This window comes from Pseudomonas kielensis (assembly GCF_014236655.1).
GTDB lineage: Bacteria > Pseudomonadota > Gammaproteobacteria > Pseudomonadales > Pseudomonadaceae > Aquipseudomonas > Aquipseudomonas kielensis.
In genome coordinates this window covers 245,794-259,149 of record NZ_JACMYG010000003.1, presented here as the reverse complement: position 1 = coordinate 259,149, position 13,356 = coordinate 245,794, and the positions used below count along the sequence as shown (strand labels likewise).

The window sequence follows — 13,356 nt, the reverse complement described above, 5'->3', positions numbered from 1 at the left end:
GAGCCCGCTCCGGGCGGCGTTCCGACGAGGGACGGCAACGATGACGCGTTCGTTCTACCTGGATGAACGCGTCAGGCTGGCGGCCGTCGCGAGCACGCCACAAGCGGCCCCCGCGCAGGCAACCAATCCCCACGACCACCCAAGGACCTACTCACCATGAAATACCTGCCCCTGTTACTGTTGCTGAGCATCGCCCAGGCGCACGCCGACGACGCTGACAATGCGCCGCTGATCATCAACGGCTGCACCATCGCGGACCACAGCCAATGCCCCGGCGCCAATCTGCGTGGCGCCAACCTGAGCAACCAGGACTTGCGCAACATGAACCTCAGCGGCGCCGACCTGCGCGATGCCGACCTGCGCCACGCCCGCCTTGACCTGGCCAATCTGGAAAAGGCCCAACTGCAAGGCGCCAACCTGACCCGCGCCAGCCTGCAACAAAGCAACCTGCGCCTGGCCGACTTCACCGGCGCCACGCTGCTGGCGATCCAGGGCTGGGGCCTGTTTGCCCAGGGCGCACAATTCCAGGACGCCAACCTCAGTGGCGCCTACCTGCAATTCGCCCGACTGTCCGGAGCCAAGCTGCACAATGCCAACCTGCGCGCCGCCGACCTGGAAATGACCTGGCTGAGCAAGGCCGACCTGCAAGGCGCCAACCTCAGCGACGCCAACCTGCAGGAAGCCAAGTTCGGCGAGAGCAACCTGGCCCAGGCCAACCTCAGCGGCTCACGCCAGCACTACGGCAATTTCCAGGATGCCAACATGGAGGGCTGTATCGGTTGTCCAACGACCTGGGATAAATGACTGACTTGTTGTCGAGGCTCGATGGTGGCTGAGCGAAAACCGCAGCATCGGATATGCCCCCACAAAGCCAAGATCAAAAGATCAGCTCGCCACCCGCACCACCCCCATATCAATCCCCAGGTGCACCAGTTCGGCATGGGAACTGACCTGCAGCTTGCTCTTGAGCAAGGTCAGGTGATTGGAAACGGTCTTGCTGCTGATGCTCAACTGCTCGGCAATCAGCCGGGCCGGGGTGCCTTTGGCGAGCATCACAAAGATCTCCAGTTCACGCTGGGTCATGCTCTGCAAGCGCGGATCGCTGGCGTCCTGCTGCGGATGGCACGCCAGTTGGGTGGCCAGGGGCTGCTCGATATAGGCGTGACCGGCGAGAATCCGTCGCACCGCCTCGATCAACACCTCAGGCGCCGAGCTTTTAGTCAGGTAGCCCGAGGCTCCGGCGTCCAGGGCCTGGCGCACCAGTGGCAATTCATCGTGCATGCTGAAAAACAGCACCCGCAGTTGCGGCAAGCGCTGGCGTAGACGGCGGGTGGTTTCCAGGCCACTGATGCCCGGCAGGCCGAAATCCATGATCACAAGGTTCGGCAGCGCCTCCTGGACCCGGGTCAACGCCTCCTCGCCGGTGGCCGCTTCGCGCACCTCGATCGCCGGCAACAACGCCCGCAACAGGCTGGCGTAGCCCTGGCGGACCACCGCATGGTCATCGACCAGCAGAATATTCATGACGCCTCCAAAGGTATGCTCAAGGCCAGCGCCCAACCGGCGCCGGGATGACTGATGATGCGCAGTTCGCCGCCCAGGCAACGGGCCCGCTCGAACATTGAATACAGGCCGACACCCGGTTGCTGGGGTTGCTGCGCACCACGACCGTTATCGCGCACCAGCACCCGTAATCGTCCGCCGCAATGGTGCAGGCGCACCCGCACCTGGCTGGCGCCCGCGTGGCGGGCAATGTTGGTCAGGGCCTCTTGCAACAGCCGATAAAGATGGGTCTGGTGCGGTCCGGACAGCAGCGGCAGATCGGCGCTGACCCGCAACCGGCAATCGATGCCCTGCCGGGTCTGCCACTGCTGTACCAGCAAGCCCACGGCCTCGCTCAACGGCAGGTGCTGCAGGACGACCGGATAGAGACCGTGGACCAGGGCGCGAAAGCCCTGCTGCAGGTGTTCGCAGTTGTGCTCCAACTCGCGCACCGTGCGTTCGATGGTCTGGGGCTGGTTCGCCACCAGACGCAGCAGACAGGCCTGGGCGCGTATCCCCGCCAGGTACTGGCCAAGATCGTCGTGCAGGGTCTGGGCCAGATGGGTGCGCTCCTGCTCCTGCACGGCCAACAGGGTGCGGGTCAACCGGGCGTTGTCGGCGTGGGCCTGTTCCAGCGTCTCGGTCATGCGATTGAACTGCCGGGCCAGTTGCCGCGCTTCCGCCAGACCGACGCCGCGCAGGCGGACCTGGAGCTGGCCGGCGCACACTTGCTGCATGGCCCGCAGCAGCTCATCGAGCAGGCCCATGCCACGGCGCACCGCCCAGCGAATACTCAACAGGCTGACGATCAACGCCAGGGCGCACAGGCCGAGCAACTGCTGCACCGAGTCCCAGACTTCATCGAGTTCGTCCCGCGGATCCAGGGCAATCTGCACCCGTCGGCCGTCGCTCAGGTCAAGGAGGCGGGGGCTGTGCAGGCGTTCGGCAAACAGCAGGCGCGCGAGCCAGGCATCCATTCCCGCCTGCACCGGGACCTGGGCCGCCTCCCCCGGCTGCAACCAACGCACCCGTACGTGACGCAATCCTTCGGTCAGCCGGGGCTGCAGGCTGACCGGGTCGCGGGCGGCGCTTTCGCTCAAGTACTCGACCACCGCCTGCGCCGACTGCAGCTCCCGCTCGACATCCGCCAGCGTCTGGTGCAGCAGCAGCCCCATGCACCCCAGGGTCACCAGGGCAAAAAAGCCGCAGACCCACAGGTTGATCCGCCACAGGGCCGACACGCCTAGCGCCCCGGCCAAACAGGCAAAACCCGCGCGGCGACCGGTTGCGGGCCGTGCAGACGGTCGACGCCGATCATGCTCAGGATCAGCAACAACGGCAGGAGCAGCGCCTTGAGAATTCGCATGGTCGATCGCCTCCACTGAAATGGCCGGTATTGCCCATGCTAAAACCACGCCGCCTTGGCGCAGTTACTACCTTGGTACTGGCTCACTGGTACTTTCTGCATATTTCCCCTTGCTCGTGGGCTTCCTATGCTGGCGCTACCTGGAACGGAGTGCCCTATGCGCCAGCTTGCCCCCTACGCCTTGATCTACCTGCTGGCGATTGCCTGCGCCGCCGGCGTGGCGACCCAAAGCCAGGCCGCGGACCCAGCGTTGCCGGTGCAGATCGGCTACCTGGGCTATCGCCCCGACCCAGGCCCGCTGTTGTCCAACGTGATTGCCGAACCCACTGACGCCGGCCTGCGCGGCGCCGAACTGGCGATCACCGACAGCAACAGCACCGGGCGCTTTCTCAACCAGAGCTATCACCTGCAAAGCGCCAGTGTCGTCACCCCACAAGCCCTGCTGGACGCCGCCAAGGTCCAGCACGAGCAAGGGCTGCGCCTGTTTGTGGTCAACGCCCCGGCGGCCAGCCTGCGCCAACTGAGCGCGGCATTGCCCGACAGCCTGCTGTTCAATGCCGGGAGCCCGGATGACAGCCTGCGCAGCACCGATTGCCTGCCCAACGTGCTGCACAGCCTGCCGAGCCGGGCGATGCTCGCCGATGCCCTGGGGCAGTTCCTGGTGGTACGCAAATTGCAGCGGGCCTTGCTGATTGTCGGCCCGACCGCCGATGACCAGGCCTATGCCGCCGCCCTGCGGCGCGCGGCCAAACGCTTCGGCGTGCAACTGGTGGCAGAAAAGGCCTGGAGTTTCGACAACGACCAGCGTCGCAGCGCCCAGGCCGACATGCCCCTGTTCACCCAGACCGCCGAGTATGACGTGGTGCTGGTGGCCGATGAGCGCGGCGATTTCGGCGAGTACGTGCCCTACCAGACCTGGTACCCACGCCCGGTCGCGGGCACCCAGGGCCTGACCCCGGTGGGCTGGCACAAGACCGTGGAGACCTTCGGCGCCGCACAGTTGCAAAAGCGTTTCGAGAGCCTGGCCGGGCGCTGGATGAACGACCGCGATTTCGCCGCCTGGATGGCCGTGCGCAGCATCGCCAGTGCGGTGAGCAAGCTGCGCAACGCCGACCCCATGGCAATCCGCGAACTGGAACTGATCGATCAACTGCCACTGGACGGCTTCAAGGGCCGCAAGCTCAGCTATCGCCCCTGGAACGGCCAGTTGCGCCAGCCCATCCCCATCGTGCAGCCCCGGGCATTGGTCAGCACGTCCCCCCAGGAGGGTTTCCTGCACCCCTTCAACGAAATGGACAGCCTGGGTTACGACAAGCCCGAAGTCAGTTGCCGCTTTCCCTGAAATAGCCCACCCCACAACAACAAGAAGGTATCCGCCATGCGCCGCACCCTGCTCTCATGCGCCCTGTTGCTCGCCGCCGGGCACGCCGTGGCCAGCACTGCCTGGGTCTCCAACGAGAAGGACAACAGCCTGAGCCTGATCGACCTGCAGACCCTGCAAGTCACCGACACCCTGCCCGTCGGCCAGCGCCCCCGTGGCCTGCTGCTGTCCCACGACAACACGCTGCTGTACATCTGCGCCAGTGATTCGGACCGGGTCCAGGTGATGGACGTGGCGACCCGCAAGATCATCAAGGAACTGCCCTCCGGCAAGGACCCCGAGCAGTTCGCCCTGCACCCCAACAACCGCTGGCTGTACGTGTCCAACGAAGACGATGCGCTGGTGACGGTGATCGACACCGAGACCGCCAAGGTGCTCGGGCAGATCAGCGTCGGCGTCGAGCCCGAAGGCATGGCCGTCAGCCCCGATGGCAAGTGGGCGGTGAACACCAGTGAAACCACCAACATGCTGCACTGGATCGACACCAGCACCCAGACCCTGGCCGACAGCACCCTGGTGGACCAGCGCCCACGGTTTGTCGAGTTCTCCCCGGATGGCCAACAGCTCTGGGCTTCGGCGGAAATCGGCGGCACCGTGACCATTCTCGAGGTGGCCAGCCGCAAGGTGCTCAAGACCCTGAACTTCCAGATCAAGGGCGTGCACCCGGACAAGGTCCAGCCGGTGGGGGTCAAGCTCAGCGCCGACGGCAAGTACGGGTTTGTCGCCCTCGGCCCGGCCAACCATGTGGCGGTGATCGACGCCAAGACCTTTGAAATCCTCGACTACCTGCTGGTGGGACGGCGCGTCTGGCAGATGGCGTTCACCCCGGATCAAAAGCAGTTGCTGGCCACCAACGGCGTCAGCGGCGATGTCTCGGTGATCGATGTCGACAGCCTCAAGGTCATCAAGTCGGTAAAAGTCGGGCGTTATCCCTGGGGCGTGGTGGTCACGCCATGAACGCCCTGGACGTCAGCGACCTGAGCTTTGCCTACGGTGCCCGTCAGGCGCTGAACCAGGTCGGTTTCAGTCTGGCCCCGGGGCGTTTTGCCGCGTTGCTGGGGCCCAACGGGGCGGGCAAATCGACCCTGATCGCCCTGCTCACCCGACTTTATGACCTGCAGCGCGGGGAGATCCGGGTTGGCGGTCACTCGATGCGCGAGCACCCGCGCCCGGCGCTCAAGCAATTGGGCGTGGTGTTTCAGCAAAGCACCCTGGACCTGGACCTCAGCGTCGAACAGAACCTGCGCTACCACGCCGCCCTGCATGGTCTGTCCCGGCGCCAGAGCGGCCAGCGGGTGGACGCCGAACTGGCGCGCCAGGGCCTGAGCGAGCGCCGCGGCGAACGAGTGCGCGAACTCAACGGGGGCCATCGCCGCCGGGTGGAGATTGCCCGGGCCCTGCTGCATGAGCCGCGCCTGTTGTTGCTTGACGAAGCCACCGTCGGCCTCGACCCGGCCAGCCGCCTGGCCCTCAACCAGCACCTGCGCAACCTGTGCCGCGAGCAGCAGTTGAGCGTGCTGTGGACCACCCACCTGCTGGACGAGGTGTTGCCCAGCGACGACCTGCTGATTCTCCATCAGGGCCGCCTGGTGGCCAGCGGGCAGGCTGCGGCCCTGAGCCTGGAACATGGCGGCGACCTCGGCGCAGCCTTCAACCGCCTGACCACCGTGGGAGCCACCCGATGAACGCCTACTGGCAATGCCTGCGCGGCATCGTGCTGCGCGAATGGCTGCGGTTTGTGTTGCAGCGCACGCGTTTTCTCAGCGCCCTGGTGCGGCCGCTGTTGTGGTTGCTGGTATTTGCCGCTGGCTTTCGGGCGGCGCTGGGCATAGCGATCATCGAGCCCTACGACACCTACATCCCCTACGAGGTCTACATCATCCCTGGGCTGGCCTGCATGATCCTGCTGTTCAACGGCATGCAGGGTTCGCTGTCGATGGTCTACGACCGGGAAATGGGCAGCATGCGCGTGCTGCTCACCAGCCCGCTGCCACGGACCTTTTTGCTGTGCAGCAAATTGCTGGCGACCGCGCTGGTCTCGCTGTTGCAGGTGTATGCCTTTCTGGCGATTGCCTGGCTGTACGGGGTGCGCCCTCCCGTGGCGGGCCTGCTGCTCGCCCTGCCGGCGCTGTTGCTGGTGGCCTTGATGCTCAGTGCCCTGGGGTTGCTGCTGTCCAATGGGATCCGCCAGTTGGAGAACTTCGCCGGGGTGATGAACTTCGTGATCTTCCCGCTGTTTTTCCTGTCATCGGCGCTGTATCCGCTGTGGAAAATGCGCGACTCCAGTGAGTGGTTGTACTGGCTGTGCGCGGTCAACCCGTTCAGCCACGCGGTGGAGTTGGTGCGGTTTGCCCTGTACGAGCGGTTCAACCCCCTGGCCTTGGCGGTGTGCGTTGGGCTGACGCTGGTGTTCGGCCTGCTTGCCGTGCTGACGTTCAATCCGCAGCATGCGGCGTTGCGAAAGGCGGGTTAGGCGGTATTTCCCCATAAAGGCGCAAAACTACTACTTTGGTACTGGTTTTCCTGTCTATCGTCGCATTCCCAAGGCACAACGACTGGCATGTAATAGGTTCATAACGATAAGGACTGAACCGCTATGCTGCGTGCCTGCCGCCGCCTGTTGTGCCCTCCGCTCACCGCCCTGTCGCTGTGCCTGCTGCTGGGCGTGGCCCACGCCGAGGGCCCGCTGTTCTCTGCCGAGGGTTACCGCATCAGCCTGTACCGCAGCCCGACGCCCGACCAGGCGCCGGGCGCCAGCATCATCGATACCGCCGGCCTGCAAACCCTGCTCGGCCAGACACCGCGCCCGCTGCTGATCGACGTCTACCGCCGGCAATGGCTGCATGAGCGTTTCATTGAAGACCAACCCCACGAGAACCTGCCCGGCAGCCACTGGCTGGCCAATACCGGGGACGGTGATCTGACGCCTGCCTGGCAGGCCTATTTTGCGCGTAACCTGCAAACACTGACCGAGGGCGATCGGCAGCGTGCGCTGGTGTTTTACTGCCGCTCCGATTGCTGGCTGAGCTGGAACGCGGTAAAACGCGCCGCAGCTCTGGGCTATCAGTCGGTGTACTGGTACCGCGACGGCCTGGATGCCTGGCAGGCGGCGAACCTGCCAGTGACCCTGGCCCAACCGGAGCCCTTTCCCTGACGTTGCACCCTTGCGTGTTGTTGCCACACCATAATCAAAATAATGAGGTGAAAGGCTATGTACAAAATTCTGATTGCCGACGATCACCCACTGTTCCGCGAAGCCATTCATAACGTCATCAGCGATGGTTTTCCCGGCAGCGAGGTGATGGAAACCGCCGACCTGGACAGTGCCCTGGCCCTGACCCAGACCCACGACGACCTGGACCTGATCCTGCTGGACCTGAACATGCCCGGCATGCACGGCCTCAACGGCCTGATCAACCTGCGCAACGAAGCGCCGACCATCCCGGTGGTGATCGTGTCCGCCGAACAGGACAAGCAGATCGTGCTGCAAGCCATTACCTATGGCGCGGTGGGCTTCATTACCAAGTCCTCGCCCAGGGCGCAGATGACCGACGCCATCGAGCAGATTCTCAACGGCAACGTGTACCTGCCGCCCGATATCATCCGCACGCAAAAAAGCAGCAGCCAGCGGCGCATGAACGACACCCCCAGCTTCCCGCCGGAACTGCTCCAGGCGTTGACCCGCAAACAGTTGCTGGTGCTCGAACGGATGACCAAGGGCGAGTCGAACAAGCAGATTGCCTACACCCTGGAAATCGCCGAGACCACGGTCAAGGCCCACGTCTCGGCCATCCTGCGCAAGCTCAATGTGCACAATCGGGTCCAGGCGATCCTCAGTGCCGGGGACATTGATTTCGGCTCGTACCTGCGCCGCTGAGGCCCTTTGCGGGTTCGCGGTTGGGGCGTGTGGATCAAGATCAAGAGCTGCAGGCGAGCTAACGCTCGGCCTGTTGAGTGGTAAGGGTGGGCGAGACGGCCTACCGGCCGGCCTCGCTTTTCCTGGTGTACGAATTTCCCATGTGGGAGTTAGTGCCCGCTTGCGGTGCCCGCTTGCGGCGCCCGCTTGCGGCCTGCTTGCGGCCTGCTAGCGCTGGGGCCAGAACATTCAATATCGACGGTGCCTGACCCACCGCTATCGCGAGCAAACGGAACGCCGCCCGACTCGCTCCCACAAAGTAGAGCCGGGGGTTATCAGACGCTGATCGCGCTATCCACCAGGGTCTGGGCTTCTTGCACCAGTTGCTTGAGGTGATCGTCGCCAATGAAGCTCTCGGCATAGATCTTGTAGATGTCTTCGGTGCCCGAAGGACGGGCGGCGAACCAGCCGTTTTCGGTCATGACTTTCAGGCCACCAATGGCCTGGTCGTTGCCCGGTGCCTTGCTGAGGATGCTCTGGATCGCTTCGCCCGCCAGTTGGGTCGACTTCACCTGCTCCGGCGCGAGTTTGCCCAGCAGGGCTTTTTGCTCGGGGCTGGCCTTGGCATCGACGCGCACGGCGAAGGGTTCGCCCAGTTCATCGGTCAGGGCACGGTAGGCCTGGCTTGGGTCGCGGCCGGTGCGGGCGGTCATTTCCGCGGCCAGCAATGCCGGGATCAGACCATCCTTGTCGGTGCTCCAGACGCCGCCATCCTTGCGCAGGAACGAAGCGCCCGCGCTCTCCTCCCCACCAAAACCCAGGGAGCCGTCGAACAGGCCGTCAGCGAACCACTTGAAGCCCACCGGTACTTCGTACAGGCGCCGGCCCAGGCGCTTGGCCACGCGGTCGATCAGGCCGCTGCTGACCACGGTCTTGCCAACGGCGGCATCGGCACGCCACAACGGACGGTTCTGGAACAGGTAGTCAATGGCGACTGCCAGGTAGTTGTTCGGCGCCAGCAGACCACCGGAGGGTGTGACGATACCGTGACGGTCATGGTCCGGGTCGCAGGCAAAGGCGACGTCGAAACGTTCCTTGAGGCCGATCAGGCCCTGCATGGCGTGGCTGGAAGATGGGTCCATGCGGATCTGCCCATCCCAGTCCACCGACATGAAGCGGAACGTCGGGTCGACCTCGGTGTTCACCACTTCAAGGTTCAGGCGGTAGTGCTCGGCGATGGCCGACCAGTAGCGCACCCCGGCGCCGCCCAGTGGATCGACGCCCAGGCGCAGGTTGGCGCCACGGATCGCGTCGAAGTCGATCACATTGACCAGGTCGGCGACGTAGGTATTGAGGTAGTCATGGCGATGGGTGGTGCTGGCCTTGAGCGCCTGCTCGTAGCTGATGCGCTTGACCCCGGCCAACTGGTTGGCCAGCAGTTCGTTGGCCTTGGCTTCGATCCACTTGGTGATGTGGGTATCGGCCGGGCCACCGTTGGTGGGGTTGTACTTGTAGCCACCGCTTTGCGGCGGGTTGTGCGACGGCGTGATGACGATGCCGTCGGCCAGGCCCGAGGTGCGGCCACGGTTGTAGCACAGGATCGCGTGGGAAATGGCCGGGGTCGGGGTGTATTCGTCACCGGCGGCGATCATCACGGTGACACCGTTGGCCGCCAGCACTTCCAGGGCGCTGGCACCGGCCGGCGTCGACAGCGCGTGGGTGTCGATACCGACGAACAACGGGCCGTCGATGCCCTGGGCCTGGCGATAGAGGCAGATCGCCTGGCTGATCGCCAGGACGTGCCATTCGTTGAAACTCAGCTCGAACGAGCTGCCACGGTGCCCGGAGGTACCGAACGCAACGCGCTGGGTCGCCACCGAGGCATCGGGGCGGCCGGTGTAATAGGCGGTTACCAGTCGCGGGATATCGACCAAGAGCTCTGCTGGTGCCGGTTTGCCCGCAAAAGGACTGAGTGTCATGCAAAACCTCTGAAAAAGAGTGGTTCAGGAATAGGGACGCAGTTTACTGGCAGTTTGACTATAGAGCGACGATATCTATCCGCGTCCGGCCAGGATTATTTACCCCTCGATCACTCCATCAGCTCCAGCCTCAGGGCATCGCCGAGCATCGCCATGGTCGCGTCCAGATCGTGATGGCCATTGAACGCATGGCTGAGGCGCAGGTGCTGTGAATGCAGGCCGTGCAGGCTGAACAGCTCTCCCGGGGCAATCACCACGCTCTGCTTGAGCATGCGCTGGAACACCCGACGCATATCCACCGGGCGCAGCGAGCGGGCCCAGAGGGTCGCGCCACCCGCCGGCTCGACAAAGTCCAGGGCATCGGCCAGGCGCTCCTGCAGCAGGTGCACCATGCGGCTCTTGCGCTCCGTGAGCAGGCGGCGCAATACCGGCAGGTGCTGGTCGATGCGCCCACTGCTGTACAGCCGGGCAATGGCTTTCTGGCGGATCGGCGACAAGCGGAAGGAGCGCAGCAGAAAGGTGCGCTGCAACTCAGCGCTGAGCGGGCGCGAGAGCACGTAGCCGTATGGCGCCTCGGGCCCCATGAGTTTTTCGAAGGTCGAAAACACAATCAAGCGCTCAGGGTCGAGCAGGTCGCGAAAGCGCAGCTCGTTCGGCCCGTGCCCCAGTTCGCCGTAGACATCATTCTCCAGCACCCAGCAGCCGTGCGCCTGCAACAGGTGGGCGATGTCCTGGCGGTTGGCGGCCGGCATCAGGCTGCCCCTGGGCATGCTCACGCCTGAGGACAGCAGCACCAAGCGCACTGGCTCGGTCGCCAGCAGGTGCGCCAGCCATTGCGGGTCGAGCGAGCCATCGTCGCCAAGCGGCAGTTCGATCACCCGGACCCCGGCCGCCTGCAACAGGCGCAAAATCACCCAGTCGCAGGGCGACTCCACCAGCACGGTGGCGCCCTTGAGCGCCAGCACCGCGATCAGGATCTCCAGCACGCCACGCAAATCGGCACCTATGTAGACATCATCGGCGTGCCAGCATCGAGTGGGCGATGTGGTATAGCGCGCCGCCAGCGCGGTACGCAGTTCCAGCTCGCCACAGGGTTGGGAGTGCGGTTGCTGCTGGCGCGGGTATTGGCGCACCAGTTCGCGCTCCAGCAGCAGCAACGGACTGTCCAGCGATTGCAACAGGGCCGGCTCGTCGGTGCTCATGACCAGCACGCCTGGACGCCTGGCACTCACGTAAAGGGTTTCCAGCAGGTCATTGCCGCCGCAGAACGCCGCGTTCAGCGACACCGGCAACGCGTAATAACCGGACTTGGCCACCGAGTACACCCGCCCTTCCTTCTCCAGCAACGAGTAGGCGTACTGGATGGTCGAAATCGACACACTCAGGCGCTCGGCCAGTTGCCGCAGGGACGGCAGTTTGATCGGCGTCTCGGCCTCCATTTCATTGATCAGGCAGGTCAGGTAGCGGTACACCGCCTGGTAGGCGAAGTCGTTCTCTCTGTGCTCTTTCATGGACGCAAGCCAATCGCGGCAAGGGTCAGGGACCGCGCCCACGGCAAACACGCCTGGCCGCCATTGCCCCGGCCCATGTGGTTCAGATCAATCAAACCAGGCTCCTTCAAGGTCGCGCTGACAGAGCATTGAGCGACTGCACCACGTCCCCGCCACTGGAGACCGGAACACCAGCCTCCAGCACGGGACGGCGGCGATACAACACTCGCATCAGGTTGATCGGCAAACCACTGACATCCACCATCCAGTGCATGACCTGCTCCGGCGCGGCCTCGCCCTGCAACGCCTTGTGCAGCTCGCCCATGGCCACCAGCATGCCGGGATGGCAGCGCCGCAGAAATTTCTCCAGCCCTGCGCCCTGGCCGACAAAGGGCGAAAACAACAGGCACACCAGTTGCGTTTCGCTCAGGCCCAGGGTCTGCTGAAGTTCGGCGTTGGCCTCGATGCGCCGCTCGGCCAATGCCAGGGGATTGTCATAGGGCGCCGAGGCCTGCTGGCAAATGGGTTCCGGTACGCCTCTTTTGCGCATCAGCAACAACCCACGCTGCACGTAGTGGGCAAATCCGCGCTCATACGGCTGGCCCTCCAGGTAGCTGGCCTGTAAACCACGGCAATGGGCCGATAGCAGCGCGCTGGCGTAGTCGTTTTCCCGCAGGGCAAGCCCCGCGTCCTCCGCCTGCAGACCGAAAAATTCGTTGAGCAGCGGCCAGCGCTCCTGCGCGTTGCCCGTGACCAGGTCCTGGATATCGATAAAGGTGGTCCCGCGCCGTGCGTCAAAATCCGCCTGGGGCCGCCAGGCCACGGTTTTTTGCTCGGCATACAGCGCGTGGTAGCAGTCGTTGTCCAGTAGTTCGAGGCTGTTCAGTAGCCCATCCATGCTCAGTGCCGGTTCCGCCAGCGTCGGCAAGTTGGCGCGTTGCGCCGCTCGCGCCAATCCGGCCAGGAACTGTCGCTGCTGGCGCGCCGTTGCTCCGCCCACCAGCGCATCCACGCCCCCCTGCCAGCGGCTCATCTGCCCATAGAATTCGCCGGTGGCCAGGTAGCCGTCATCGCAGGCTTCATAGGGACTCCCCGTCTCTCGCAAATGGCCAAGCAACAACAGACTGTAGCGATTCCACTCCCGGCCGGCGTCGGACAGCGCTGGCAAATGGCTGAAGGGCAACACCTCACGGTTGTCGACCATCAGCACTTCGACCCGCGGGTCATCGTAGACAAACAGCGCCCCATAGCTGCGGTGAATGCTGTCCATGATCGCCGGTGTCGTGGTGCCCATGCGCAGGGTTGCTACCCGCAGGTGGAAGGTCGCTGGCGACCGGGTAGCGATGCTCAACTGCGCGGCACGCAGCAGCGCCAGCGAATAACAGCTGTCCTGAGTGCCGGTGTGGGCCAACAGCACCTTGAAATGCTCCATTCTTTCTGGGCCGCCAGCCGCCACGAGTAAACGCTGGATTAAAAGTTGCAGTGCAGTGCGCTCTGCCCGGGAGAAGTAACTCAGCAGACGAGTCAATACTTGGTGATAGACATTGTTCATCGCTGAATCATGCATGGCGCTCATCGTTATTTACCTGATATTCAATAAGTCGGTATCAAAAGAACATGGCTCAACCGCACTGGCGGTGATCATTGTCGGTTGATTAATGCGTGGCGTAATTATCGGCGCTCAGATGCTAGCATTTTGATTCCAGCAACCATTTGACACTATTGCCCAAGCCGAGTTGACA

At 63.9% G+C, this 13,356-nt stretch carries 13 protein-coding genes; 7 read left to right on the top strand and 6 right to left on the bottom strand.

Features of this window, described 5'->3' with window-relative positions; translation table 11 throughout:
- Nucleotides 1–156 precede the first annotated feature (156 nt).
- Nucleotides 157–804, top strand: coding sequence for a pentapeptide repeat-containing protein (locus tag H7995_RS04460; RefSeq protein ID WP_182344605.1), 648 nt, complete (start codon nucleotides 157–159; stop codon nucleotides 802–804).
- Nucleotides 805–885: 81 nt separating this feature from the next.
- On the opposite strand, the gene H7995_RS04455 is transcribed toward H7995_RS04460, so the two are convergent.
- From H7995_RS04455 to H7995_RS28625, 3 genes are read right to left on the bottom strand one after another with little or no spacing between them, the layout of a single operon-like run.
- Entirely contained in the window at nucleotides 886–1,524 is a 639-nt protein-coding gene (locus H7995_RS04455; RefSeq protein ID WP_166591593.1) for a response regulator, read from the bottom strand.
- Nucleotides 1,521–2,783, bottom strand: a complete 1,263-nt coding sequence (locus H7995_RS04450) for a sensor histidine kinase (RefSeq protein WP_166591592.1) — start codon at nucleotides 2,781–2,783, stop codon at nucleotides 1,521–1,523. Before H7995_RS04450 ends, H7995_RS04455 begins: the two co-directional genes overlap by 4 nt.
- A gap of 2 nt (nucleotides 2,784–2,785) precedes the next feature.
- Nucleotides 2,786–2,908 carry a hypothetical protein gene (locus tag H7995_RS28625; RefSeq protein ID WP_265537697.1) on the bottom strand — a complete coding sequence of 41 codons (123 nt, stop codon included), beginning with the start codon at nucleotides 2,906–2,908 and terminating at the stop codon, nucleotides 2,786–2,788.
- Between the two features lie 157 nt (nucleotides 2,909–3,065).
- Between H7995_RS28625 and H7995_RS04445 the strand changes: the two genes are divergently transcribed.
- The 6 genes from H7995_RS04445 (at nucleotide 3,066) to H7995_RS04420 (ending at nucleotide 8,166) form a co-directional block, all read left to right on the top strand.
- Nucleotides 3,066–4,250: an ABC transporter substrate-binding protein gene (locus tag H7995_RS04445; RefSeq protein WP_185818048.1), complete on the top strand. Its 1,185-nt coding sequence runs from the start codon at nucleotides 3,066–3,068 to the stop codon at nucleotides 4,248–4,250.
- 36 nt (nucleotides 4,251–4,286) lie between these two features.
- Entirely contained in the window at nucleotides 4,287–5,246 is a 960-nt protein-coding gene (locus H7995_RS04440; protein ID WP_166591590.1) for a YVTN family beta-propeller repeat protein, read from the top strand.
- A complete protein-coding gene (locus tag H7995_RS04435; protein ID WP_182344601.1) occupies nucleotides 5,243–5,974 on the top strand; it encodes an ABC transporter ATP-binding protein in 732 nt (243 codons plus the stop codon). Before H7995_RS04440 ends, H7995_RS04435 begins: the two co-directional genes overlap by 4 nt.
- A complete protein-coding gene (locus H7995_RS04430; protein ID WP_166591588.1) occupies nucleotides 5,971–6,762 on the top strand; it encodes an ABC transporter permease in 792 nt (263 codons plus the stop codon). Before H7995_RS04435 ends, H7995_RS04430 begins: the two co-directional genes overlap by 4 nt.
- A gap of 123 nt (nucleotides 6,763–6,885) precedes the next feature.
- Nucleotides 6,886–7,443 (top strand): PQQ-dependent catabolism-associated CXXCW motif protein, encoded by a 558-nt coding sequence (locus H7995_RS04425; RefSeq protein ID WP_185818047.1) that lies wholly within the window; start codon nucleotides 6,886–6,888, stop codon nucleotides 7,441–7,443.
- Nucleotides 7,444–7,500: 57 nt separating this feature from the next.
- A complete protein-coding gene (locus H7995_RS04420; RefSeq protein ID WP_166591586.1) occupies nucleotides 7,501–8,166 on the top strand; it encodes a response regulator transcription factor in 666 nt (221 codons plus the stop codon).
- Between the two features lie 314 nt (nucleotides 8,167–8,480).
- Here H7995_RS04420 and pgm read toward each other — a convergent pair whose 3' ends face one another.
- From pgm to H7995_RS04405, 3 genes are all read right to left on the bottom strand, one after another.
- Complete coding sequence (pgm, locus tag H7995_RS04415; RefSeq protein WP_166591585.1) at nucleotides 8,481–10,124, bottom strand: phosphoglucomutase (alpha-D-glucose-1,6-bisphosphate-dependent); 1,644 nt, start codon at nucleotides 10,122–10,124, stop codon at nucleotides 8,481–8,483.
- A 110-nt stretch (nucleotides 10,125–10,234) separates the two neighbouring features.
- Complete coding sequence (locus tag H7995_RS04410) at nucleotides 10,235–11,635, bottom strand: aminotransferase-like domain-containing protein (protein WP_185818046.1); 1,401 nt, start codon at nucleotides 11,633–11,635, stop codon at nucleotides 10,235–10,237.
- 106 nt (nucleotides 11,636–11,741) lie between these two features.
- A complete protein-coding gene (locus tag H7995_RS04405) occupies nucleotides 11,742–13,190 on the bottom strand; it encodes a hypothetical protein (RefSeq protein ID WP_182344596.1) in 1,449 nt (482 codons plus the stop codon).
- Nucleotides 13,191–13,356: the final 166 nt, after the last annotated feature.

Coding starts and splice junctions, on each gene's coding strand:
- pgm (WP_166591585.1), bottom strand. CDS start 10,124: ATGACACTCAGTCCTTTTGCGGGCAAACCGGCACCAGCAGAGCTCTTG.
- H7995_RS04440 (WP_166591590.1), top strand. CDS start 4,287: ATGCGCCGCACCCTGCTCTCATGCGCCCTGTTGCTCGCCGCCGGGCAC.
- H7995_RS04435 (WP_182344601.1), top strand. CDS start 5,243: ATGAACGCCCTGGACGTCAGCGACCTGAGCTTTGCCTACGGTGCCCGT.
- H7995_RS04420 (WP_166591586.1), top strand. CDS start 7,501: ATGTACAAAATTCTGATTGCCGACGATCACCCACTGTTCCGCGAAGCC.
- H7995_RS04425 (WP_185818047.1), top strand. CDS start 6,886: ATGCTGCGTGCCTGCCGCCGCCTGTTGTGCCCTCCGCTCACCGCCCTG.
- H7995_RS04430 (WP_166591588.1), top strand. CDS start 5,971: ATGAACGCCTACTGGCAATGCCTGCGCGGCATCGTGCTGCGCGAATGG.
- H7995_RS28625 (WP_265537697.1), bottom strand. CDS start 2,908: ATGCGAATTCTCAAGGCGCTGCTCCTGCCGTTGTTGCTGATCCTGAGC.
- H7995_RS04455 (WP_166591593.1), bottom strand. CDS start 1,524: ATGAATATTCTGCTGGTCGATGACCATGCGGTGGTCCGCCAGGGCTAC.
- H7995_RS04445 (WP_185818048.1), top strand. CDS start 3,066: ATGCGCCAGCTTGCCCCCTACGCCTTGATCTACCTGCTGGCGATTGCC.
- H7995_RS04410 (WP_185818046.1), bottom strand. CDS start 11,635: ATGAAAGAGCACAGAGAGAACGACTTCGCCTACCAGGCGGTGTACCGC.
- H7995_RS04460 (WP_182344605.1), top strand. CDS start 157: ATGAAATACCTGCCCCTGTTACTGTTGCTGAGCATCGCCCAGGCGCAC.
- H7995_RS04405 (WP_182344596.1), bottom strand. CDS start 13,190: ATGAGCGCCATGCATGATTCAGCGATGAACAATGTCTATCACCAAGTA.